The 21,805-nt window shown below is 46.9% G+C and carries 21 protein-coding genes; 8 read left to right on the top strand and 13 right to left on the bottom strand.

Features of this window, described 5'->3' with window-relative positions:
- Nucleotides 1-45 precede the first annotated feature (45 nt).
- The 3 genes from AZ602_RS02755 to AZ602_RS02745 all read left to right on the top strand — a co-directional run bounded on the left by AZ602_RS02755 (nt 46) and on the right by AZ602_RS02745 (nt 1,207).
- Nucleotides 46-465, top strand: a complete 420-nt coding sequence (locus tag AZ602_RS02755) for a WG repeat-containing protein (protein WP_103033602.1) — start codon at nt 46-48, stop codon at nt 463-465.
- Nucleotides 466-708: 243 nt separating this feature from the next.
- Nucleotides 709-996: a BrnT family toxin gene (locus tag AZ602_RS10380; protein ID WP_103033601.1), complete on the top strand. Its 288-nt coding sequence runs from the start codon at nt 709-711 to the stop codon at nt 994-996.
- Nucleotides 953-1,207 carry a BrnA antitoxin family protein gene (locus AZ602_RS02745; RefSeq protein ID WP_103033600.1) on the top strand — a complete coding sequence of 85 codons (255 nt, stop codon included), beginning with the start codon at nt 953-955 and terminating at the stop codon, nt 1,205-1,207. Before AZ602_RS10380 ends, AZ602_RS02745 begins: the two co-directional genes overlap by 44 nt.
- A 74-nt stretch (nt 1,208-1,281) precedes the next feature.
- On the opposite strand, the gene AZ602_RS02740 is transcribed toward AZ602_RS02745, so the two are convergent.
- From AZ602_RS02740 to AZ602_RS02705, 8 genes are all read right to left on the bottom strand, one after another.
- Nucleotides 1,282-4,344, bottom strand: coding sequence for an efflux RND transporter permease subunit (locus tag AZ602_RS02740; protein WP_103033599.1), 3,063 nt, complete (start codon nt 4,342-4,344; stop codon nt 1,282-1,284).
- Between the two features lie 9 nt (nt 4,345-4,353).
- Nucleotides 4,354-5,553 (bottom strand): efflux RND transporter periplasmic adaptor subunit, encoded by a 1,200-nt coding sequence (locus AZ602_RS02735; RefSeq protein ID WP_103033598.1) that lies wholly within the window; start codon nt 5,551-5,553, stop codon nt 4,354-4,356.
- Between the two features lie 76 nt (nt 5,554-5,629).
- Nucleotides 5,630-6,295 carry a Crp/Fnr family transcriptional regulator gene (locus AZ602_RS02730; protein WP_103033597.1) on the bottom strand — a complete coding sequence of 222 codons (666 nt, stop codon included), beginning with the start codon at nt 6,293-6,295 and terminating at the stop codon, nt 5,630-5,632.
- Between the two features lie 29 nt (nt 6,296-6,324).
- Nucleotides 6,325-8,421 carry an ATP-dependent DNA helicase RecG gene (recG, locus tag AZ602_RS02725; RefSeq protein ID WP_103033596.1) on the bottom strand — a complete coding sequence of 699 codons (2,097 nt, stop codon included), beginning with the start codon at nt 8,419-8,421 and terminating at the stop codon, nt 6,325-6,327.
- 109 nt (nt 8,422-8,530) lie between these two features.
- On the bottom strand, nt 8,531-9,100 hold the full coding sequence (locus AZ602_RS02720; protein ID WP_103033595.1) for a hypothetical protein: 570 nt from the start codon (nt 9,098-9,100) through the stop codon (nt 8,531-8,533).
- Nucleotides 9,101-9,172: 72 nt separating this feature from the next.
- Nucleotides 9,173-10,483: a sulfate adenylyltransferase subunit 1 gene (locus AZ602_RS02715; protein ID WP_103033594.1), complete on the bottom strand. Its 1,311-nt coding sequence runs from the start codon at nt 10,481-10,483 to the stop codon at nt 9,173-9,175.
- 54 nt (nt 10,484-10,537) lie between these two features.
- The gene (cysD, locus tag AZ602_RS02710; protein WP_103033593.1) at nt 10,538-11,464 is read right to left on the bottom strand and encodes a sulfate adenylyltransferase subunit CysD; all 927 of its coding nucleotides are present in this window, start codon (nt 11,462-11,464) and stop codon (nt 10,538-10,540) included.
- 172 nt (nt 11,465-11,636) lie between these two features.
- Nucleotides 11,637-12,368 carry a phosphoadenylyl-sulfate reductase gene (locus AZ602_RS02705; RefSeq protein WP_103033592.1) on the bottom strand — a complete coding sequence of 244 codons (732 nt, stop codon included), beginning with the start codon at nt 12,366-12,368 and terminating at the stop codon, nt 11,637-11,639.
- Nucleotides 12,369-12,727: 359 nt separating this feature from the next.
- Here AZ602_RS02705 and AZ602_RS02700 point away from each other — a divergent pair, with 359 nt between their 5' ends.
- The 3 genes from AZ602_RS02700 (at nt 12,728) to AZ602_RS02690 (ending at nt 14,998) form a co-directional block, all read left to right on the top strand.
- Entirely contained in the window at nt 12,728-13,909 is a 1,182-nt protein-coding gene (locus AZ602_RS02700; protein WP_227525155.1) for a patatin-like phospholipase family protein, read from the top strand.
- Nucleotides 13,910-13,995: 86 nt separating this feature from the next.
- Nucleotides 13,996-14,502 (top strand): hypothetical protein, encoded by a 507-nt coding sequence (locus AZ602_RS02695; RefSeq protein WP_103033591.1) that lies wholly within the window; start codon nt 13,996-13,998, stop codon nt 14,500-14,502.
- Nucleotides 14,503-14,545: 43 nt separating this feature from the next.
- Nucleotides 14,546-14,998: a hypothetical protein gene (locus AZ602_RS02690; RefSeq protein ID WP_146025216.1), complete on the top strand. Its 453-nt coding sequence runs from the start codon at nt 14,546-14,548 to the stop codon at nt 14,996-14,998.
- A gap of 71 nt (nt 14,999-15,069) precedes the next feature.
- Here the strand turns inward: AZ602_RS02690 and AZ602_RS02685 are convergent, their stop codons facing one another.
- The 4 genes from AZ602_RS02685 to fadB form a co-directional block, all read right to left on the bottom strand.
- Entirely contained in the window at nt 15,070-15,525 is a 456-nt protein-coding gene (locus AZ602_RS02685) for a hypothetical protein (RefSeq protein WP_103033589.1), read from the bottom strand.
- A 15-nt stretch (nt 15,526-15,540) separates the two neighbouring features.
- Entirely contained in the window at nt 15,541-15,993 is a 453-nt protein-coding gene (locus tag AZ602_RS02680) for a hypothetical protein (RefSeq protein WP_146025215.1), read from the bottom strand.
- A gap of 72 nt (nt 15,994-16,065) precedes the next feature.
- Nucleotides 16,066-17,238: an acetyl-CoA C-acyltransferase FadA gene (gene fadA / locus AZ602_RS02675; protein ID WP_103033587.1), complete on the bottom strand. Its 1,173-nt coding sequence runs from the start codon at nt 17,236-17,238 to the stop codon at nt 16,066-16,068.
- Nucleotides 17,239-17,259: 21 nt separating this feature from the next.
- Nucleotides 17,260-19,413 carry a fatty acid oxidation complex subunit alpha FadB gene (gene fadB / locus AZ602_RS02670; protein WP_103033586.1) on the bottom strand — a complete coding sequence of 718 codons (2,154 nt, stop codon included), beginning with the start codon at nt 19,411-19,413 and terminating at the stop codon, nt 17,260-17,262.
- A gap of 343 nt (nt 19,414-19,756) precedes the next feature.
- Between fadB and AZ602_RS02665 the strand changes: the two genes are divergently transcribed.
- Nucleotides 19,757-20,869: a J domain-containing protein gene (locus AZ602_RS02665; RefSeq protein ID WP_103033585.1), complete on the top strand. Its 1,113-nt coding sequence runs from the start codon at nt 19,757-19,759 to the stop codon at nt 20,867-20,869.
- 34 nt (nt 20,870-20,903) lie between these two features.
- Here AZ602_RS02665 and AZ602_RS02660 read toward each other — a convergent pair whose 3' ends face one another.
- Nucleotides 20,904-21,284: a helix-turn-helix domain-containing protein gene (locus AZ602_RS02660; protein ID WP_103033584.1), complete on the bottom strand. Its 381-nt coding sequence runs from the start codon at nt 21,282-21,284 to the stop codon at nt 20,904-20,906.
- A gap of 147 nt (nt 21,285-21,431) precedes the next feature.
- Here AZ602_RS02660 and AZ602_RS02655 point away from each other — a divergent pair, with 147 nt between their 5' ends.
- Complete coding sequence (locus tag AZ602_RS02655) at nt 21,432-21,797, top strand: hypothetical protein (protein WP_103033583.1); 366 nt, start codon at nt 21,432-21,434, stop codon at nt 21,795-21,797.
- Nucleotides 21,798-21,805 lie beyond the last annotated feature (8 nt).

Raw genomic sequence — 21,805 nt, 5'->3', positions numbered from 1 at the left:
AATCACCGTCAACACACTCAGCGAATAACACTTAAAGAGATCATCATGAACCATCTGCCCCAAGGCCTGCGCAAACTTCTGCTTATTGCTTTGATCAGTGCCGCCTGTTTTGCCCAACCTACATGGGCGAACATTTGGGAATGCCACAAACCGCAAGTTGCAGGATATACTCGCGTTAGCTGTCTATCCGAAGGATTGGCATGGGTTCAAAAAGATGGCAAATGGGGATATATTAATAAAACAGGTAAAGTGGTGATTCCCTTGCAATATGATGATGCTTATAGCTTCTATGAAGGCTTGGCGGTGGTTAAAAAAGATGGCAAATACGGTTTTATTAATAAAACAGGCAAAATAATTGTTCCTTTGCAATATGATGATGTTGGTGCCTTTTATGAAGGATTGGCATGGGTTTACAAAGACGGTGAAGAATTTTATATCAACAAACAAGGTCAGCGAGTGGACTGATTTTGTTATCAGTTTTTAAGCCCCAAAAATATGTGATGTTTTTGGGGTTAAGTTTTTTACTTTTGGCTAAATCAAACCCATGACATTACGCCATGAGTTTGGTTTTTATACATTATTTATCCAGTTTCTGTTCTTTTAATCATCTTGCCATCTCATTAGCGACTTGGATAGCGTTCAATCATCAATATATTGACAGCCTGACTTTTTGTTATTACAATAAATCAAACTCTATGGATCATTGCCGTGTTAATTGAATACGACGAAAACAAACGACAGCGCACCTTAGATGAGCGTGGTTTGGACTTTGCCCACGCTGCCCAACTATTCGATGGCATACACCTGACCGCCGTTGATGACCGTACAGATTATGGTGAGATGCGTTATATCAGCATGGGGTATTTACAAGGCAGATTAGTGGTTTGTGTTTGGACTTATCGCCCTATCGACGCACCGACACACCGCCGTATTATTTCAATGAGGAGAGCCAATGACCGAGAAATTAAGAAATTTACCGCTGCTATCCACCGATGATGCGCCAGAGCTTGATGATGCGTTTTTTGAGCGTGCGGATGTGTATCATGGTAATACTTTGGTTCGCCAAGGCAGACCACGCCTTGATAACCCCAAACAAGCCACGACCATTCGCCTCGATGCAGATGTGATTGAGTATTTCAAAGCAGGTGGCAAAGGCTGGCAGACGCGCCTAAATCTAGCACTGCGTGAATATATCGCCACACACTAGAAAAAAGACAGACCGTCAAATAGCCAAACCCCAAAAGCCGAACAACTTTTGGGGTTTGGTTTAATCAGCGGATATCATTGGGCAGTCTTGCGACGAAACACCCTACCCAAATCATCCATCAGTGTATAAAACACAGGGATCACAACGAGGCTAAGCAGCGTCGATGTGATGAGCCCACCCAGCACCGCCACCGCCATCGGACGGCTAAAGGTCGAATCCACACCGCCAAAGCCGATGATCAACGGCAGCATCCCCGCCCCCATGGCAATGGTCGTCATGATGATCGGCTGAGCGCGCTTACGACAGGCATCGATCAGCGCCTCAAAGCGCGATAGGCCATGCTCATCTTGGGCGATGATGGCATAATCGACAAGCAAAATTGAGTTTTTGGTGGCAATGCCCATCAGCAAAATAAAGCCAATCATGGCAGGCATCGACATGCTGCTGCCCGTGACGAGCAAGCCCACGAACGCACCACCGATTGACAAGGGCAGCGCCATCAAAATGGTCAATGGCTGCAGCACACGGTGGAACAGTAGCATCAGCACCGCAAAAATACAAAACACCCCCACAGCCATCGCCAAAGCAAAACCCTGCGCTAACTCAGCCATGTTTTGGGCTTCACCTTCATCAATGATGCTGATGCCCATCGGCAGAGTCTCGATGCTTGGCACGGACTTGACAGAGTTCATCAGATCACCCAGTGATACACCATCGGCAGGCAGCACCGTGATCTTAATGGCGCGCTCACGATTGAGGCGGCTCACTGAAGATTCACCCGTACCAAAGCTGAGCTTGGCCACATCTTTGACCTGAACAGGTGCACCTGTACTGCTTGGCACATAAAGATCTGCCAGATGACTCAAGGTCTGCTTGTCTGTATTATCCAAACGGATCAAGATCGGTATTTGGCGCGTGTCCAGGTTCAGCTTGGGCAATGCTTGATCATAATCACCCATCGTCGCGATGCGCAAAGTATCAGCAAGCGCCGTGGTGGTCACGCCTTTATCCGCCATCGCCAACTCATCAGGAATCACAGACAGCTCAGGCTTTGGCAGCGCTTGGTTATTGATGACGCTAGCTGCCGTCGGCAGTCGGCGAATGTCATTGACGATTTGATTCACCGCGGTATTGAGGCGATCGGCATCGTTACTGGTCACCGAAAATACATAGCCGCTCTCGCCGCCGCCAGCTGACATGCCAACATTAAACCGAGCTGATGGCACTGTCAAGAGTGCCTGATTGATCTGAGCCTCAATTTGGGTTTTGGTTGGGCGTTCGGTGCGATCGATGAGCTTCACCTCAAGCTTGGCTGTATTCACCGAGCCGCCGCGCATGCTGCTCGGATCGCCTGTGCTTTGACCTTCACCGACTGACAATAGCACGCTATCGACGCCCTCGATTGCCTGCACCTTATCCAGTACCATCCGACTGATGCGCAAGGTGTCATCGATGGTGGCATCAGGCGTCAACTCAATGGTGACCTGCGTCTGATTCATCTCATCAGGCGGAATGAATGCCGATGGCAAAAGCCCTGCCAATGCCAATGAACCAATAAAAAACGCGATCGCCGCCAGCACAGTGATGGCACGGTGCTTCAGCGTCCAAGTCACCATATCCAGATAACGGCGCATGAGCTTGCCGGCAGGTTTTTCGGAGTGTTTGGAGGGCTTTAGCATATAGGCTGCCATCATCGGGGTCAATAAGCGCGCCACCAAAAGCGACATAAAAATGGCAATCACCGCCGTCCAGCCAAACTGACTAAAAAACTGCCCCACCACACCACTCATAAACGCCGTCGGCAAAAACACCGCAATCAGCGTAAAGGTGGTGGCAATCACCGCAAGTCCGATCTCATCGGCCGCCTCCATCGCAGCGACCATTGGCGGCTTGCCCATGTTCAGATGGCGGACGATGTTCTCGATCTCGACGATGGCATCATCGACAAGCACTCCAATGATCAAAGTCAGCGCCAATAGAGAAATCATATTCAGACTAAAGCCGAACAGATGCATGATAAAAAAGGTCGGAATGATCGACAACGGCAAAGCAGTCGCCGCCACGAAGGTCGCGCGCCAATCTCTTAAAAACACAAAGACCACGATCACCGCCAAGATACAGCCTTCGATCAGCATGCGCATAGTGGCGTCGTAGTTCTCTTCGATCGGTGCGGCATAATCGACGATTTTTTCGATCTTCAGATTCGGCATCTGAGCCTCAAGCTCAGCGATGGCCTCATCAATTGCGGCCACCACCTCGACCTCGCCAGCACCTTTTGAACGGGTGATGCTAAATGCCACCACCTGCTCACCATCAAGCTCGGCCAGTGAGCTGAGGTCAGCATGACCATCTTCGATCATTGCCATGCCATCAAGTCGCATCGCGGTACCTGTGGGTGTGGTGATCTGTAAGTCATTCAAATCGCTAATGCGCTGACCTGAGCCAAGCACGCGGATGGTCTGATTTTGATTGGCGATCTTAGCTTCACCGCCTGAGGCATCCTGCCATTTGGCAAACACCTGCTGCGACAGCTGACTGATCGGCATTGATAAGGCTGTCATCACATCAAGCTTTGGTTTCACCAAAATCTGCCGCTCGATGCCACCGATGCGGCTGATGCTACCCACGCCTGCGATGTTCGAAAATTGTCTGGTTAAGGTATCATCGACAAACCAAGACAACTCCGCCTCACTCATGCCATCGACAGAGACCGAATAGGTCGCCACTGGAAATCCAGAAGTCGAGACCTTTGAGATGATCGGCGGATTGGCGGCAGCAGGCAAATCGCCTTGAACCTCACTGACAGCTGAGCGCACATCATCGAGCGCTTCGTCATTGGGCTTTTCTAGTTCAAATTCGGTAAAGACAGTCACCGCACCCGTCTGTAGCGTGGTGCGGATGTTTTTTACGCCTTCGATGTTGGTGATTTTGTTCTCGACTTTTTTGGCGATGTCGCTTTCTAGCTGATCTGGCGTCGCCCCTGGCAGCGTGATGGTGGTCACCACACCCGGCAGGTCAATATCGGGAAACTGCTGAACTTTCATCTGCGAAAATCCATACAACCCCAACAGCGTCATGAGCGTGAAAAATAAGATGGCGATCAGCGGGTTTTTGATCGAATAGGCAGAAAAATTCATCAGATCACCTCAGCGCGTGCCATCAGTCGCTTCGACGGCGTCGACTGCCTTGCCATCGATGGTGGCCACTGTCACCAGATCATTATCATTTAAAAAGCTGACACTGCTGGCGACCACCAGCGCCTCTGTTGGCAGATCAGTGGCGATACGGCCATCTTGTTGAGCGATGACGGTGATGTTTTGACGCTGCACTCGATAAAAGCCACGATGCTCGTCGGTGGCGGTCAGCAGCCACACATAGTCATAGCCATCAGAGGTCATGACACTGGCCATCGGAATCGCAGGATGCGTCTGGGTGTCAAAGATAAATTTACCCGATTGATACATGCCAGCACTGGCGCCACTGCCTGCTGGCAGGCGCACATGCACCGTCATATCACGGCTGTCATTGGCCACAGGACTTAAGCGCGTCACTTGACCTGTCACCATACGGCCTGCGATATCGATTTGGGCGCTTTGGCCGACACGGATACTGGTGGCATTGCTTGGGCTGACAGCTGCTTGCCATTCAAGGATGCCATTTTTGATGATACTAAATAAAGGCGCGCCTGACACGACGGTGCCGACCTGAGCGCTTTTGGCACTGATGATACCATCAACAGGTGCAGTGATGTTGCCGCGACTTTGGTTGGTGCGTGCAGTATCGACATTGGCACGGGCGGCAGCGACATTGGCATCAGCCTGTCTTAGCGCGGTGCGATAGGCATCGACCTCTTGGCGGCTCACCGCATCGATGGCAAGCAAAGGCTCGGTGCGCGCCAGATCCGCCTGTGCCTTTTCTCTGGCGGCGATGGCAGTAGCCAACTCCGCTTCAGCCGAACGCAGCTGCTGAGTAAAGGTGCGTGTATCCAGCACCGCCAGCACTTGCCCTGCACGCACGCGATCACCCACCTCTACCAATACGCGCTCGATGGCGACGCCACTGATTTGGCCGCTGACTTCTGCCGTTTCGACAGCTGCGATGACCCCATTTGCTGACAAAGTATTCTCAATCATCAAAGGCGCAGGGCGTGCTGCCTCAACCGCCATCACAGCAGCTTCTTTGGTCACTGTCTCATCTGTCGCAGCGCTCTGCACTGTCTGATCAGGCGACCACATCAGGCGACCGATCAGCACCCCTAGCAGGATACCGATGGCAAATAGCAGCAGCCACTGCCATAGCGGACGCTGAGCTTGTGAAGAAGTTTTGTAATTATGGCGCGCCGTCATGAATGCTCCATTAGTCTGTAAAAGTCTGTCAAATGATGTCTATTATACCTGATAAAGCTTGGCTATGCCTGAAAATTCAGTGACTGCGACTGCACCCCAGTTTTTTGCGGATACGAGTGATGCTTTGGCGAGTCATGCCCAGATACGAGCTGAGATCTTGAATGGAGAGCCGTTTGGCAAGCTCGGGATTGTCCGTGACAAAACTGACATAGCGTGCGGTGCCGTCACTGATCAAAAAACTCTCAGTGCGTTCGATATATTTAAATAGCAACTTGAGCGTATGTTCATGCACATAGCGGAAAAATTCTGGAAACTCTTCTAAACACCGCTCAAAATGCGACTTATCAAACGCCATCAAAATCGTCGGTTCGATGGTATAGACGCTGTATTTGCTCGGCAGATTCTCAATCACCGCCATATAATCACCCACGCCGTCTTGCTCTGCCATAAACTGCACATTCACCTCATCGCCATCCGTCGTCTGATAGCTAAGCTTACACAGACCTGAGACGATAAATGCCATCTTATCCATACTTTGTCCTGCCTGACACCAACAGTGCTTGGCGGGCAGACGCACCACCGTCATCGGCGCAGTGATGGCGGTAAGCTTATCATCACCCAATGAAGGCATACACTCGCCCAGATGCGCCTTAATCACCTGCTTGATGTCAACAGCATTCATCCGCCAGATCTCATCAGGCGAGATATCAAACTTGGGTTTGTCTTGGATGGATAATGGCACAGTTTTTCCTTATTATTCAATAATTTATGTCACACACCGACATATTCCTTGGCAGCAGGTATCCAAGTATTCATGATGGACATGGCTTTTGGGATGGCATCAGGGGTAGCAATCAGCTGATGGGCGATTTTGCCTGCCGCCTCTAGCAGTGCTTCATCACGCACGATGTCCGCCAGATAATAGCCCATATCGCCCGTTTGTCGCTTGCCAAGTAGCTCGCCTGCCCCACGCAGCTCAAGGTCTTTTTGGGCGATGACAAAGCCATCGGTGCTATCACGCAGTACATTGAGCCGCTCGATGCCTGTCGGTGACAGCGGCAGCTGATACAATAGCACGCAGAAGCTTTTGGCACTGCCACGGCCGACACGCCCACGCAGCTGATGCAGCTGAGATAAGCCGAGTCGTTCAGCATTTTCGATCACCATGAGGGACGCATTTGGTACATCCACGCCCACCTCGATGACGGTCGTTGCCACCAGTAGATCAATCTCACCATTTTTAAAAGCCGTCATCACCGCTTGCTTATCTATAGGCTTCATCTTACCATGCACAAGTCCCGTGCGGATATCCAGCCTGTCGGTCAAATCCTCGTACAACAACTCTGCCGACTGAGCATCAAGCACGCTTGACTCTTCGACCAGTGGGCAGACCCAGTAGGCTTGCTTACCTTGTTTGCAGTTTTCACGAATACGCTCGATGACTTCATCACGGCGATCACGATTGATGGTCACAGTGGTAATCGGTGTGCGATTGGGCGGCAGCTCATCAATCACTGACACATCCATATCGCCATACATACTCATCGCAAGCGTTCTGGGAATGGGTGTCGCCGTCATCGTCAGCTGATGCGGCGTACCACCTGCGACGCCTTTGTTGGTCAGCTTAAGCCGCTGCTCCACCCCAAAGCGATGCTGTTCATCGATGATAACCAGTCCAAGCTTGGCAAAGGCAACCGTATCTGAAAACAGCGCGTGCGTCCCTACCACCACTTGCACTTCATTATTGGCTACTTGTTCAAGGGCAGCCGCTCGCTCTTTGGCAGTTTGTTTGCCAGCAAGCCAACCCACACCGATACCCAGTGGCTCAAACCATTTTTTAAAATTCAGCAAATGCTGCTCCGCCAAAATCTCCGTCGGTGCCATCACCGCCACCTGCCAGCCGCTATCGAGTGCATAGCACGCCGTCATCGCCGCTACCAAGGTCTTGCCTGCACCGACATCGCCTTGGATGAGCCTGAGCATCGGCTGCGATGTCGCCATATCCGCCACCGCTTCACCGATCACTCTCTGCTGTGCACCTGTGAGTGCAAATGGCAAACTGCCTGCCAGACTCTGTGCCAATGGGCTATGACTTTGGCATTTTGGCGCTTTGTGATGATAGACATTATTACGACGAAATAAGAAACTTAGCTGATGCGCCACCAGCTCCTCGATGATGATACGCCGACACGCAGGGTGTGAGCGGTCTTTGAGTCCGTTTAGCAGTGCCGTCTGCCCAAAAATATCCGCATCTTGCTTGGGCAAGTGAATCTGATGCAAAGCAGGCAACAAATCGCCCGACAGCCCCACGCCCACCGCACGCAGCTCATCATCCGACAGACAGCTGATGCCCTCACGGCTCACGGCCTGTAGTGCCAATCGCACCAGTTGGCGTAGCTTATTTTGGTGCAGTCCTTTGACCGCAGGATAAATGGGTAACAGCCCCGTCTCAAAGGACTTGCTGCCTGTGATGTGATACTCAGGATGCGACATCTGCGTACCAAAACGACTGATCTTCACCTCACCAAAAGCGGTGATTTTCGCCCCCACTTCCATTGTAGATAGCAAACTGGCATAAGTCTTAAAAAACCTGAGCACCACAAGCCCAGTCTTATCCTCCAAAGTCACCGACAGACCAGTTTTGTTTTTTTCGACCCAAGTCACCGTCCCTGACACCAACGCACTCATCCCATGCTCAAGCTCACCGATCGGCACGATACGGCTACGATCTTCATAATCTCGTGGCAAGTGCATCAGCATATCAAAAATGCGATAAATCCCAAGCTCTGCCAAGCGATTTGCCAAGGCTGATCCCACCCCAGCAAGGGCAGTGACAGGCAGATGGATGGTCATGGCAGATGCGTTCATGATGATACCTAGTATGAATTGTATGAGAGAATTTTAAAATAATTCACCCAAAAAAGCAAAAAGCCGACACCCTGCCGACTTTTTGCCATATTCTATTGATTACCATCTCTTAGCGTTTTTGCCATTTAAAATTATCAATTTGAATTTTTTGCTCAAATGTGCCATTCCAACTGGTTTGCAAACCATATCGATTTAAAGTATTTACGATTTTTTGACCAACTTCTATTCCTAAAGTTTGCTCTTTTTCACTATCCAATGAACCAAAAGACAGCATAAGCGTACCATTCATAACGGCAGATATCGCATCTTGCTCATGATAAAACGCATAACCATAAAATAAAGATGGATTTTTTGCTTTAGAATATACACTCATCACATCTTCATAGCCATCGCTGTTGGTAAACCCTGCATGCTCTAAAGAAATAATCCCTTCGCTATTTAATTCGGCAAATGCTTTTGTTAATTTATCATTATCCGTCTCATATTCCCAAGTTTGTTTGTATGCTTCATGCTTGGCATAAAGTTGATTAATTGTCTGTTGCAGCCATACTGAATCTAACTCATCTGGAGCATACAACTCTTCATGATAAATTGTATAAAGTCGTGCCTGAGAATGAATACCTAGTTGAGTCATAATCTCAAGTTGCCGCTCAATATCCAAATTGATAAAATCAAACATTTTTTACTCACTAATTAAAAAAACCAACGATAAATTGTTACCGCTGGTTTTCAAGTTTAACACAAATAAAGATTACCAATCATCATCTTCGCTATCATTTTGTAGAATCATACCGCCTGCAACGGTATGGTAGGTTGCTTCATCAATCAAAATAAATGACCCTGTTGCTGTATTTTCGGCATATGGTGTCGCTAAAATTGGCTTTTGTAGGCGTAAAGTAACTTCACCTAAGTCATTCATATTTAAAGTATCTTTATCGCTAAAGTTGCTTAAAGTATGTACATCCCACACATGATTAATGCTATCGACTTTGGCAAACACGGTTTGCGTGGTATGTTTTAATAAATATTTACGAGCAGGGTTTAACGCACGGCTATCAAACCAGCATAAAGTTGCTTTAATTTCTTTGGTTGGCATACGGTTTGAATTGCTTGAAATCAGCGTATCACCACGAGAAATGTCGATGTCGTCGCTAAGGCGAATGGTAACTTGTTCACCACTACTGGCAGATTGTACAATCCCATTTGGACTGATAATTTCGTGAACGCGGCTCACATGACCTGATGGCTCAACACGAATTTCATCGCCAACAGCCACTTGACCTGCTTCAATACGCCCTTGATAACCACGGAAATCATCTTGTTTATCACCATCTGCACGCAGGACAAATTGTACAGGGAAATGGAAATTCGCTTTATCTTCTTGGACAAATTCGCCTGTCGGTAAATCTTCTAAAATACCGAGCAATGCACCGCCTTGATACCACGGTGTATTGTCGCTTTTATGGACGATATTATCGCCATTTAACGCTGAAATTGGGATAAATCGTACATCATTTAAGCCTAATTGTTCCGCTAAAGTTTCGTAAGCACGGACAATGGCATTAAATTTATCTTCACTAAAGCCAAGTAAATCCATTTTATTGACCGCTACTAAAACGTGTGGACAGCGTAGGTGCTTTAAGATCGCTGAATGGCGTTTGGTTTGTGGTAATAATTGGACGGGTTCTTGACTAAAATCAATTTGTGATGCGTCAAGTAATACCACCGCCGCATGAGCAGTTGATGCCCCTGTGACCATGTTACGGGTATATTGTTCATGCCCTGGTGTATCAGCGATGATAAATTTGCGTTTTGCCGTTGAAAAGTAGCGATACGCCACATCAATGGTAATACCTTGCTCTCGTTCGGCTTCCAAGCCATCAGTTAACACAGAGAAGTCAATCACTTCAGATTGATTTTTAGTTTTAGCAAGGTTGTTGAGTTGGTCGGTCAATAATGCCTTGCTATCGTATAGCAGGCGTCCAATGAGCGTACTTTTACCATCATCCACGCTACCTGCAGTAATAAAGCGTAATGGTGCATATTGATTTAAATTTGACATCTTATTATCCTTTTTAATTCTGTTTAATCACGGTCAAGTCATTTGGCAGGCAATTTAGAAATAACCTTGTTTCTTGCGTTCTTCCATCGCCGCTTCACTGACTTGGTCATCAAGGCGAGTGGCACTGCGTTCAGAGATTTCAACCACAGCAGTTTCAGCAATAATTTCTTCTGGGGTGCTTGCCGTACTTGCCACAGGACAAGTACATGAAATATCACCAACCGTACGGAAACGCACTGAGCGAATTTCGCTGACATCATCAGCACCTTTTGGCGTTAATGGGGTAACAGGTACAAGTAAGCCATTTTTTGCCACAACTTCACGTTCATGTGCATAGTAAATCGATGGTAATTCTAAGTTTTCACGCGCGATATATTGCCAGATGTCTAATTCTGTCCAGTTTGAAATTGGGAAAACACGCATATTTTCGCCTTTATGGTGTTTGGCATTGTACAATGACCATAATTCTGGGCGTTGGACTTTCGGATCCCATTGTCCAAATTCATCACGGAAAGAGAAAATACGCTCTTTGGCACGGGCTTTTTCTTCATCTCGTCTTGCACCGCCCATCAAGGCATCAAATTTATGCTCGGCAATGGTTTCAAGCAAAGTGACGGCTTGAGCACCATTGCGTGAATCGGTTTCTTTACGCAAAACGACCGTGCCTTTGGCAATCGAATCTTCAACATGACCCACCACCAAGCGAGCATTTAATTTCTTCACTTGTTCATCACGGAAGGCAATCACTTCTGGATAGTTATGCCCTGTATCGATATGCACAAGTGGGAACGGCAGTTCAATGTCTCGTCCTTCGATGGCAAAGGCTTTGCGTGCCAATGCCAACAGCACCACCGAATCTTTGCCACCCGAAAACAACAAAGCAGGATTGCTACATTCGGCAATGACTTCTCGAATGATATAAATCGACTCAGCTTCGAGCCAGTCAAGGTGTTTATTTTGCAAGGTTGTTTGTTCTGTCATAATCAGTACCTAATTTTATTGAATCTTAAAAGTGCAAACTGGGATTTTTCCACATTCTTCTACATTTTTTCTGCGTTAAATTGTTCAAGGGCTAGGCAAACGAGCGAAGTTGTACAAGTAGTACTACGAGCGAGTTTAACGACGCCATTGAGCAATTTAACAAGAAAAATAATTATTTGTGCAAACCGCATTCCTTACTGTCTCGGTTTTCCCACCACCAACGCCCAGAGCGGATGTCTTCGCCTTCTTTGACAGGCATGGTGCATGGCTCACAGCCAATGCTTGGATAACCTTGACGGTATAATTCATTAAATGGAATGTTAAACTTTAAAATATACGCCCAAACATCGATTTCTGACCAGTCATAAATTGGATTATATTTGGCAATATTACGGCCATCATCATGTTCAGCAAACGGTAAATCAGTGCGAGTAACCGACTGTTCACGGCGTTGTCCTGTTAGCCACGCATCAGCATCTGCCAATGCTCGGTTTAATGGTTCAACTTTACGGATAAAACAGCATTGTTTGCGTGCATCGACACTGTCATAAAAGGCATTGAGCCCTTGTGTTTTGACATAATCATCGACCGCTGTTGCATTAGGAGCGTAGAGTTTAAAATTCAAGTTTGGATAGTGAGTTTTGACCACATCAATCAAAGCCAGCGTTTCAGCATTCAGACGCCCTGTCTCAAGGGTAAAGACTTCAATCTTGGCACCGACATTCACCAAAGCATCGGTAATCACCATATCTTCGACCGCAAGAGAGCTTGCAAATTTGACTTGGCTGTGTTGGCTATCGATTTGGCGTAGTCGCTCGTGTAGCGTGATAATTTTGTCATCCAAAGCGGCAAAATCGGCGTCGCTTGGCGTGGGTATCTGCCAAAATTTTGGCTTAGTAATCATAGTGGCTCCCTATTGCAGGTGGCTTGCCTTGTTATAATGATGTCAATGCGGCGTGAAAATGAGCATTCAAATAAACATGATAAAATTATCACTGAAACGGCAAAATCAAAAATTACTTTTTGTACAAAGTAAATCGCTTTTTGGCATTAGAAAATTATAACCATCACAGATGCTGAGCAGACGCTGATTTTTTGCTTGTTTTTTGGTCGGTTTTGTCGCTACAAATCTGCCACACAACACCGTCAAATGATAAAAATTGTGCCAATAAATTATGCTATAGTGTGTACAATCAATCCATCAATGCTGACATCAGGATGGCATTGAACCATGAAATTGACCCAAATTAGGAAAAATTTGCGATGATGACACGCCTTGTACCTGCTGTCAGTGCCGTGCTTGCCACTTTATTTGTGAGTGCTTGTGCCAGTACGACGCCGACACCCACATCAACCATCAGCCAAACAGTCGATACGCCACAGCGTCCTGTCGTAGCGCTCGTGCTTGGCGGTGGTGGCGCGCGTGGCTTTGCCCATGTGGGCGTCATCGAATCGCTCGAAGCGCATGGCATTCGCCCAGATCTCATCGTCGGCACCAGTGCAGGCGCAATGGTCGGCTCACTGTATGCCAGCGGTATGTCACCGCAGCACTTGCACGACATCGCAACCACGCTCAATGAGCGCGATTTGATCAACATCACACCATCCAAACAAGGCTTTATCGATGGCTCTCGCCTGCGTCAGTATATCAATACCAAAGTGGGCAATCGCCCGATAGAAGCATTTGCGATTCGCTTTGCTGCTGTCGCCACCGAAATGCAAAGCAAGCAAGCGGTCACTTTCCGCCAAGGTGAAGCAGGTCTAGCTGTACAGGCTTCTGCCAGTGTGCCAAACCTATTTATCCCGCCACGCATCCCCGAAAACGGCGGCAAAAAATACATCGACGGCTCACAGTCTGCCCTACTGCCTGCTCGCATCGCCAAGAACATGGGCGCTGATGTGGTGATTGCGGTGGACTTGATGGCAAATGCCGATACCGTCGATGCCGACAGCGATACCAAGACAAGCACCGACAAGCCAGACATCCCAAACACCGTCAGCATCGGCCGTGATGACACAGGCGTCCATGCCAAATGGGGCAATGAGACCATCCGTATTCCGATTGATCTCGCTCAGATGAATGATGCCGCCAAGGGCTTGCCGTTTGAGCTGCCACTTGGGGATATTTTTGGCAATGTGCTAAAAGCCATCCCTGCAAACACCCAAATCGAACTGCCAAAAGAACTGCCCAAAACCCTGCCAAAGAGTCCCTCAGAATTTTGGCAACTGTTTGGCAATGTCGGCGCCAATATCAAAGCCAATCCTGCCGATATCAAAGCCAGTGATGTGGTGATTGCCCCTGATTTGTCCAAGTCGGCAGTGTTTGATACCACAGGTCGTACCGCACTGATTGAAGCTGGCAAAACCGCCACCGATGCCCAAATCGATGCCATCAAACAAGCCATCGCCACCGCACAATATCGCTATGTGGGCAACGCTCAATAATGCTTTCTTGTTTTAAACAACGGTCAATGGTATATTGACCGTTTTTGTTGGATAAGATAATTTTGATAGAATAACAGGGATTTATCATGCGACTAAATGGTTTTGATGGGTATTATAACATTGACTTTGAAACCCTTCCTGATATTGATACTTTGGGAGAATGGATTGCTAAAAATTTGCCATACATCAGCTTTGTAGAAATTATTCGTAATACAGATAACCCAAAGGTTTTTTATAAAGAAAACGACAGTCATCAATCTTTTTGTCAATTAACAATCATTGATTTGATTGAAGACAATAAATATATGTATGAAGACATTCAAGCAAGGGGTTTATTTTATATAAACAATCTAGATACTGATTTTATGAGAAAATTTTTTAAAGACTTGGCAATTTTTCTTGATATGAATATTTATATACCATGGGATGATATTGAAACAGAGATATTGGATTGGACTTTTTTCTGTTCTTGGTGTATCAATAATAAAGGAAAAAAGATTGTTTTTGATGCAGAAGAATTTGGCGATTTTAGCAAAACTTGTTATCTAGATAGTATTCCCCATGAACAATTTAGGATGTATAAGCCATTATAATTGGTTTGGTGCGTTGTACTCACCCCATCACTAGAGAATTTTAATGAAATTATATGCTAATTATGTTTATACCAATTGGAAACAACAAATGCTTTCTGAGGTTGATTATGAGGATTATATTTCCTTTAATATCAAACCAGAAGACATAGAAATTTTTATGTCCATTTTGATTCCTTCAACAATGATTTATAAAAACTGTGTTTTAATATCGGTTGATGCAGATTACAATCAAAAAATTATGGATAATTTTGATAACTGGCTCAATCATACAAAAGATAAAGCTTTAGCACAAAGAGCTATCAATGTAGAGTATATGAGTAGTATTTTTCTGCATACACGCTCCAATGTTACAGAACGCAAAACATTGATGAATGTAGCAAATCTAATTAAGAATAACTGGGAGCATACCTTAAAAGGCAGATATCCAGACAGAGATTTTGAAGTTCTTATTTTTGAAGAAGACCGCGATTTTGGTATAACTTTTTATGAAAAATAGTACAGTAAGGTACTACAACGCACCCTTGAAACGGTTTGGATTTATGGTGCGTGGTACGCACCTTACTATACTCAATCATCACATAACTCATCAGAGTAGCTGTCTTTGCCTGCTACGATAATGGCGATGATTTTGCCTTGCTTTTCCCAGACTCTCGCCCCAATACTTTCAAAGTCATAAATGCTTTGGGGGTGGTCATCATCTTCAAAATCCAACACATCAACATCGCCTACATAATCCGCTCCCACAACAGATTTAAATTCATCAACGGTCAAGCCGATAAGATTTATACCTTGATAAATGAGTGTTTCATAGCAAAAAATACTGCCAATTTTTTTGCCCCGATAAACACTTATAAAAACTGTGCCATTAGGATGATGGTAAAATTCATCACCATATTCGTCCATTGGCTCAAATCGCCAATCAGCTAAACAATCATGATAATTAGCAATATCATCATCAAATTTAAAAAGCCCAACTGACTGCCAAGGTGTAAACTCTAATATATTATCTGCCACATCTACCATACCCCATCACCAAATTTATTGCGGACAAAGCGGTGTCGGTATTGGCGTGTGGACATAGGCGAACAACAAGCCATCGGGGAATAGCTCTTGCATTGTCTCGTCTGCATAAGTTTGCTTGAGTATCATGCCTTCTTCTGGGACTATCATCATAGTTTCAAGATAAGCAAAAGGTGCTTTGGTCTTGATATCAATCATCGCCATCTTATCCTGCTTAGGCTCAAAGACTGTCATCTCAAGCCCCACTTGGCGATATTTGCCATCCGCCAAACATTCAAATCGCAGATGATTACTAGCGATAATCCCACTATCTGATTGACGAAAATTAATCACGCCATAGTCGCCAAATACTGGTTCGGTCATCGCCCAGTAGCCTTGATAGATCTCTTTGGGGAATTGATACTCGGCGTGTGCGATACCACCCATGCCCAATAATGCACAGCTTATCCATGATACGATAAATTTATTCATCATTTACTCTCAACAAAAAACCCAATTGCATTGTACACAATTGGGTTTGGCGTTGTAAATACGGTCAGTCCATCATACACGCTCAATAATCGTGGCGATACCTTGACCCAGACCGATACACATGGTGGCAAGACCGATTTGGGTGTCTTGTTGCTCCATGACATTCAGTAGCGTCGTGGTGATACGAGCACCTGAACAGCCAAGCGGATGACCCAGAGCGATAGCACCGCCGTTATGATTGACGATGTCTTGCTTGTCCAGTAGGTCTAGACCTTTGAGCACTGATAGACCTTGGGCGGCGAATGCTTCGTTGAGCTCGATGGTCTGAATATCAGACAGTGATAAGCCTGCACGCTTGAGTGCCTTTTGGGTGGCAGGCACAGGGCCATAGCCCATGATGGCAGCATCACAGCCTGCGACCGCCATTGAGCGGATGCGAGCGCGTGGTTTTAGCCCCAGTGCTTTTGCCTTGGCAGCACTCATCACCAGCATCGCCGATGCACCATCTGATAGTGCTGATGATGTGCCTGCGGTGACTGTACCACCTTTTGGGTCAAAGACAGGCTTGAGTGCTTGGAATGCTTCGATGTTGGCATCAGGTCGGATTACTTCATCGACAGTGCATAGCTGTAGATTGCCATCAGCGTCATGACCTTCGACACCGACGATTTCGTTAGCAAATCTGCCTTCGACGGTCGCCGCCCATGCTTTTTTGTGTGAATTGACACCAAATTGGTCTTGCTCTTCACGAGTGATGCCGTTTAGGCGACCGAGCATTTCAGCGGTCAAGCCCATCATGTTTGAGGCACGCGCGAAGTGCTTAGATGCTTTTAGGTTCGGATCGATGCCGTGCGTCATACCCACATGGCCCATATGCTCGACACCACCGATGATGAACATATCGCCTTGATTGGTCATGATCTGAGCGGCTGCAGTGTGTAGTGCCTGCATCGATGAGCCACATAGACGGTTCACCGTCTGAGCAGCGACTGATTTTGGCACGCCTGCCAATAGTGATGCGTAGCGGCCGATGTTCCAGCCTTGTTCTAGCGTTTGGTTGACACAGCCCCAAATCACATCTTCAAGCTCGCTTGGATCGATGCCATTACGCTCAATCAAAGCACTGATCAGGCTTGCCGACAGCTCATCGGCACGCACATGACGAAACATACCATTTTTGGTCTTGCCCATCGCCGTGCGGACGCCATCGACGATGACTACATCTTTTGGACTTAATACTGTCATTATAATATTCCTTATCTTTTATTAGTAAAAGGTTTCGCCACTGGCAGCCATAGTCACAAGCTTGGCAGGTGCTTCATACGCCTTGCCAAGATGTGCATATTTGTTGCACAGCTCGACATAGTTAGCCACGCCAATCTGGTCGATATAACGGCATGGGCCACCACGGAACGGTGGGAAACCGACGCCCATGATCATCGCCATATCCGCCTCACCTGCCGATGCCACGATATTATCTTCTAGGCAGCGGACGGTCTCATTACAAAACGCAATCATCATGCGGTCAATGATCTCTTGGTCATCCACTTGACGGCTGTCGGTTTGCACTGCTTTTAATAGCTCATATGTGGCATTATCGGCAAGTTTTTTCGGTTTGCCTTTTTTGTCCGTTTCGTATTTATAAAAGCCGACGCCATTTTTTTGACCCAAGCGGTTATTTTCAAACAGATGCTTGATACCGCCTTTATAATCAGGCTTCATGCGATCAGGGAAACCTTCTGCCATCACTTCAGCGCCATGCACGCCTGTATCCAGACCGACGACATCGATCAGATAAGCAGGACCCATCGGCCAGCCGAAACGCTCCATGACTTTATCGATCTGTACAAAGTCCACGCCCTCTTTGAGCAGCAAATCGAACGCACCAAAGTACGGGAATAGGACACGGTTCACCAAGAAACCTGGGCAGTCATTGACCACAATCGGTGTTTTACCCATTTTTTGAGCCAAGGCAACAGTGGTGGCGATGGCTTTTTCGCTCGTCTTTTCGCCACGGATGACTTCCACAAGCGGCATACGATGCACAGGGTTAAAAAAGTGCATACCGACGAAGTTTTCTGGGCGTTTTAATGCTTTGGCTAAGCGAGTGATTGAGATGGTTGAGGTATTTGATGCCAAGATGGCATCTTCTTTGACCAAGCTTTCGACTTCGGCAAGCACCGCTTCTTTAACCTTTGGATTTTCGACCACGGCTTCGATGACGATGTCAGTCTCACCAAAATCGCCGTAGTTGAGCGTCGGGCGAATACGAGATAAGGTCTCACCCATCTTGGCAGGGGTGAATTTGCCACGCTCCACTTGCTTAGATAGTAGCTTGGTCGCCTCATTCATCCCAAGCTCAAGCTGCTCACTCTTGATGTCTTTCATGATGATTGGCAAGCCCTTGCTTGCTGCTTGATAAGCGATACCACCACCCATGATGCCTGCACCAAGTACGGCAGCCTCTGTGATGTCGTGCGCTGCTTTGCTGTGCTCTTTGGCAAGCTTTTTGACCAGCTGATCATTAAGGAACAGACCGACCAAGGCAGCTGCTTGCGGGGTCTTGGCAGCCTTAGCAAAGCCCGCCACCTCGACTTTCACCGCCTCATCACGCTTAAGATTGGCGTGCTTTTCGATGGCCTCGACCGCAAGTGCGATGGCAGGATACTGCTTTGGATTGGCTTTGGCAAAGATCATGCCCTTACCGCTATTGAACGCCATCGCCTGCTCAAGTTGATTAAGCTTAATCGGCTCAAGCTTTTCTTGGCGTTTGGCCTGCCAATCCAGCTCGCCTTTAATGCATTTTTTGACCAAATCGACAGCAGAATTCACCAAAGCCTCATCCGCCACGACCGCATCCACAAAGCCCACTTTCAAAGCTTCATCAGGCTTATAAAACTTCGCCGTCGCCACCGCTTCTAAGATATTATCGATACCAAGTAAGCGTGAACCACGAATCGTACCGCCCCAGCCTGGGAAAATGCCAAGCTTGGTCTCAGGCAGACCGATTTGACCTGATGCACCCATCACACGGTATTCGCAGACCAATGTCATCTCACAGCCACCGCCCAATGCCGCACCATTGATGGCGGCGACTTTTGGGAATGGCAAATCTTCAAAACGGTTAAATACTTGGTTAAATTCGTACAGCCAGCTCTCAAGCTCTTGTTGAGATCTTTGAAAGTGTCCCACAAACTCAGTGATGTCCGCCCCTGCAATAAAGACGCTTTTGCCTGAGGTGACCACCAGGCCTTTGATATCATCACGAGCTTCGAGCGCACTGACCGCTTGCTCGTATTCGGTACTGGTTTGTTGGTCAAATTTATTCACGCTGCCATCTTTGGCATCATAGCGAAACTCGACGATGCCCGCCGCTTGGTCAAGAAAATCGACCTGAATTTTATTTCCTTGGAAAATCATGCCTACTCCTTATTGAGTGTTAGTCATAGCCGTGCTGCTCGCGCGACCGTGGTAATCCATAATATAGCACACCCATATCCCCATTTCATACATTGACCCATTCGGCAAATATGACCGATGGGTCATCAAAGTTTTGGCTTGTTTGTAGCTTTAAGACAAATCATAAGACAATCATCGTGAAATTTATGGCTTTACCCACCCTGCTTATCAGTCATCCCTCGACGAAACTGAGCATTTTGGCAATTTGCGTGCTTTTGGCATAATAATGATTTACAGTAATTCGTATTTTATGTAAGATAAGCGAAATAATATCCACTTTAATCAATCTTAACCAAAATATCTCATGAACCAACAAACTTATTATGACATGCTTGGCGTCTCCCAAACGGCCGACTTTGAAATCATTCATGCCGCTTATCAAGCGCTCACCAAAAAATACGCCGCTCTGCCGCCCAATGATGCCGCTTATATGACCAGCCTCATCCGTCAGGCTTATGATGTGCTGTCAGATCCGATCAAGCGTGCTGATTATGATGCATGGCTGCGTTTTAATCATATGCAAGCAAGCCCTCATCAGCCAAATGCTTACAGCGCGCCACATTATGGCGCACCGACATCGGCGCCAGAATATCGCAGCAGCGCGCCTGCCAAGAAGAAATCTGGTTCGGTGATGCGATGGATCCTTGGGCTGATCATCATGCTGGCTGCTGTGGCGGCTTTGGCTTATTATTTGGTGTCCTCGACAGGATTTTTTGGGAATAATGAAGCGCCCGTTACCCCTGTAACAACTGCCCAACAAAACCCAGCCAACCTGCAGCCCATCAAGCCAATCGCCCCAGCAGAGCCTGTTGTCACGCCCAAGCAGCAAGCCGCCCGCGATCAAGCACATGCCGAATATCTGGCCGCGGTGAATCAAATCAACGCCGTTTGGAACAATCTGCCTGCTTCCATCCAAGAGGCGTTGCGTGCTGAACAGCGCAGTATCAACAATCAACGCGAAGCCAATTGTAAAGCCCAAGCAGCCAGCCAATTTACGACAGCCATCGAGATCGAGACCGCGCGCTATCGCTGTGAAGTGCCGCAGCTAAATGCGCGCACAGAGGCCTTACAAATTTATGCTGCCCAAATCAGCTATGTCGATGAGCCAAGCGACACCGATACAAGCTACATCAATGAGGGCAGTGATGACCCTGTGTATAACCTGAGCACCACTGAAGCCAAACAACTGTATGATGATGCCGTCACCAATCTTAATGGTGTGTGGAATGCACTGCCTGATGAGACGCGTGAAGCGCTGCGTGCGGATCAGCGCATGATCAATGCCGATCGTGAGGCGCGCTGCAGACAATTTGCCCAAGAAAATTATGCCAGCCGATCTGAACAAACCATCGCTCGCTATCTGTGTGAAGTGCCTGAGATGGATGCCCGCGCCGAAGAATTGGCGGCGTATTATTAAGGTCAAAGCCCGTCAGATCTGACGGGCTTTTGCTTTATTGCTTATTTAACAATGCTTGAAGTGCAGTGATATAAGCATCTTTTTGTGCAAGCAACTCATCTTTATGACTGATGATTAATTGTAGTTTCTCAATTTCCGCCTGTAGAACCATGTTATCGCTGGCATAATTTGCATAATAAATTGCGTTATGATTCTGCGTTTGTACCACGACATTTTTATCTTTATTTTGTAGCAAATCCACAATACCCACACCCAAAATCTGTACAATTTGCTCAAGTCTTTCAAGATTCAAGGTTACTTCCCCGCGCTCAATTTTGGCATAGCCATTTTTTGACATACCAAGCCTTTCTGCCATCTGTTCTTGCGACCATTGGCGTTCTTCTCGATAGTCTCGAATTGTGTCATAAATCATCATAAAAAAACCTACTGGCAGTGGGTGCGTTTGCACATTATGAGTTGGTAGAAATTAAGCAAGAGTTATCATATCATTAAACCATCAGCCAAGACAAATTTGTTTCGTCACCATTGGATTATTGATTATTTTTTAGTCATTGGAGTCATTTTGAAAAGCATTTTAAAAACGCTCGCATTGTCTTTAATTGGGCTTGCGGTTGGTATTAACGCTCACGCCTATGAAGTCAAAAATATCTGTGCCAAATACCAAACCCAACAAGGCTGGTCAAAAGCCTATGAATTGCAAGCACAAATCTACAGCGAACAAGAATACTTTGAAGCCATAGGCCAATCAAGCCTGTTTGCCAATTTTTTCACCAGCTATGTGGTCATTTGGTGGGATTATGGTCAAGCCAGCGTTATCAAGCTTGATGGTATGTATAGCGGCTCATTGTTGCTTAGCCCAACTGGTGTGGATCAGGGCGGTCGCCAGTGGCGAGTCGCTGACCATAGCCCAGGATGTTTACTAGTATGATAGGTGTC

Source organism: Moraxella sp. RCAD0137, assembly GCF_002894025.1.
GTDB lineage: Bacteria > Pseudomonadota > Gammaproteobacteria > Pseudomonadales > Moraxellaceae > Moraxella > Moraxella porci.
This window is presented reverse-complemented; position numbering and strand designations above follow the sequence as displayed.

Coding starts and splice junctions, on each gene's coding strand:
- AZ602_RS02755 (WP_103033602.1), top strand. CDS start 46: ATGAACCATCTGCCCCAAGGCCTGCGCAAACTTCTGCTTATTGCTTTG.
- AZ602_RS02745 (WP_103033600.1), top strand. CDS start 953: ATGACCGAGAAATTAAGAAATTTACCGCTGCTATCCACCGATGATGCG.
- AZ602_RS02740 (WP_103033599.1), bottom strand. CDS start 4,344: ATGAATTTTTCTGCCTATTCGATCAAAAACCCGCTGATCGCCATCTTA.
- AZ602_RS02735 (WP_103033598.1), bottom strand. CDS start 5,553: ATGACGGCGCGCCATAATTACAAAACTTCTTCACAAGCTCAGCGTCCG.
- recG (WP_103033596.1), bottom strand. CDS start 8,421: ATGAACGCATCTGCCATGACCATCCATCTGCCTGTCACTGCCCTTGCT.
- AZ602_RS02720 (WP_103033595.1), bottom strand. CDS start 9,100: ATGTTTGATTTTATCAATTTGGATATTGAGCGGCAACTTGAGATTATG.
- AZ602_RS02715 (WP_103033594.1), bottom strand. CDS start 10,483: ATGTCAAATTTAAATCAATATGCACCATTACGCTTTATTACTGCAGGT.
- cysD (WP_103033593.1), bottom strand. CDS start 11,464: ATGACAGAACAAACAACCTTGCAAAATAAACACCTTGACTGGCTCGAA.
- AZ602_RS02705 (WP_103033592.1), bottom strand. CDS start 12,368: ATGATTACTAAGCCAAAATTTTGGCAGATACCCACGCCAAGCGACGCC.
- AZ602_RS02700 (WP_227525155.1), top strand. CDS start 12,728: ATGATGACACGCCTTGTACCTGCTGTCAGTGCCGTGCTTGCCACTTTA.
- AZ602_RS02695 (WP_103033591.1), top strand. CDS start 13,996: ATGCGACTAAATGGTTTTGATGGGTATTATAACATTGACTTTGAAACC.
- AZ602_RS02690 (WP_146025216.1), top strand. CDS start 14,546: ATGAAATTATATGCTAATTATGTTTATACCAATTGGAAACAACAAATG.
- AZ602_RS02685 (WP_103033589.1), bottom strand. CDS start 15,525: ATGGTAGATGTGGCAGATAATATATTAGAGTTTACACCTTGGCAGTCA.
- AZ602_RS02680 (WP_146025215.1), bottom strand. CDS start 15,993: ATGAATAAATTTATCGTATCATGGATAAGCTGTGCATTATTGGGCATG.
- fadA (WP_103033587.1), bottom strand. CDS start 17,238: ATGACAGTATTAAGTCCAAAAGATGTAGTCATCGTCGATGGCGTCCGC.
- fadB (WP_103033586.1), bottom strand. CDS start 19,413: ATGATTTTCCAAGGAAATAAAATTCAGGTCGATTTTCTTGACCAAGCG.
- AZ602_RS02665 (WP_103033585.1), top strand. CDS start 19,757: ATGAACCAACAAACTTATTATGACATGCTTGGCGTCTCCCAAACGGCC.
- AZ602_RS02660 (WP_103033584.1), bottom strand. CDS start 21,284: ATGATGATTTATGACACAATTCGAGACTATCGAGAAGAACGCCAATGG.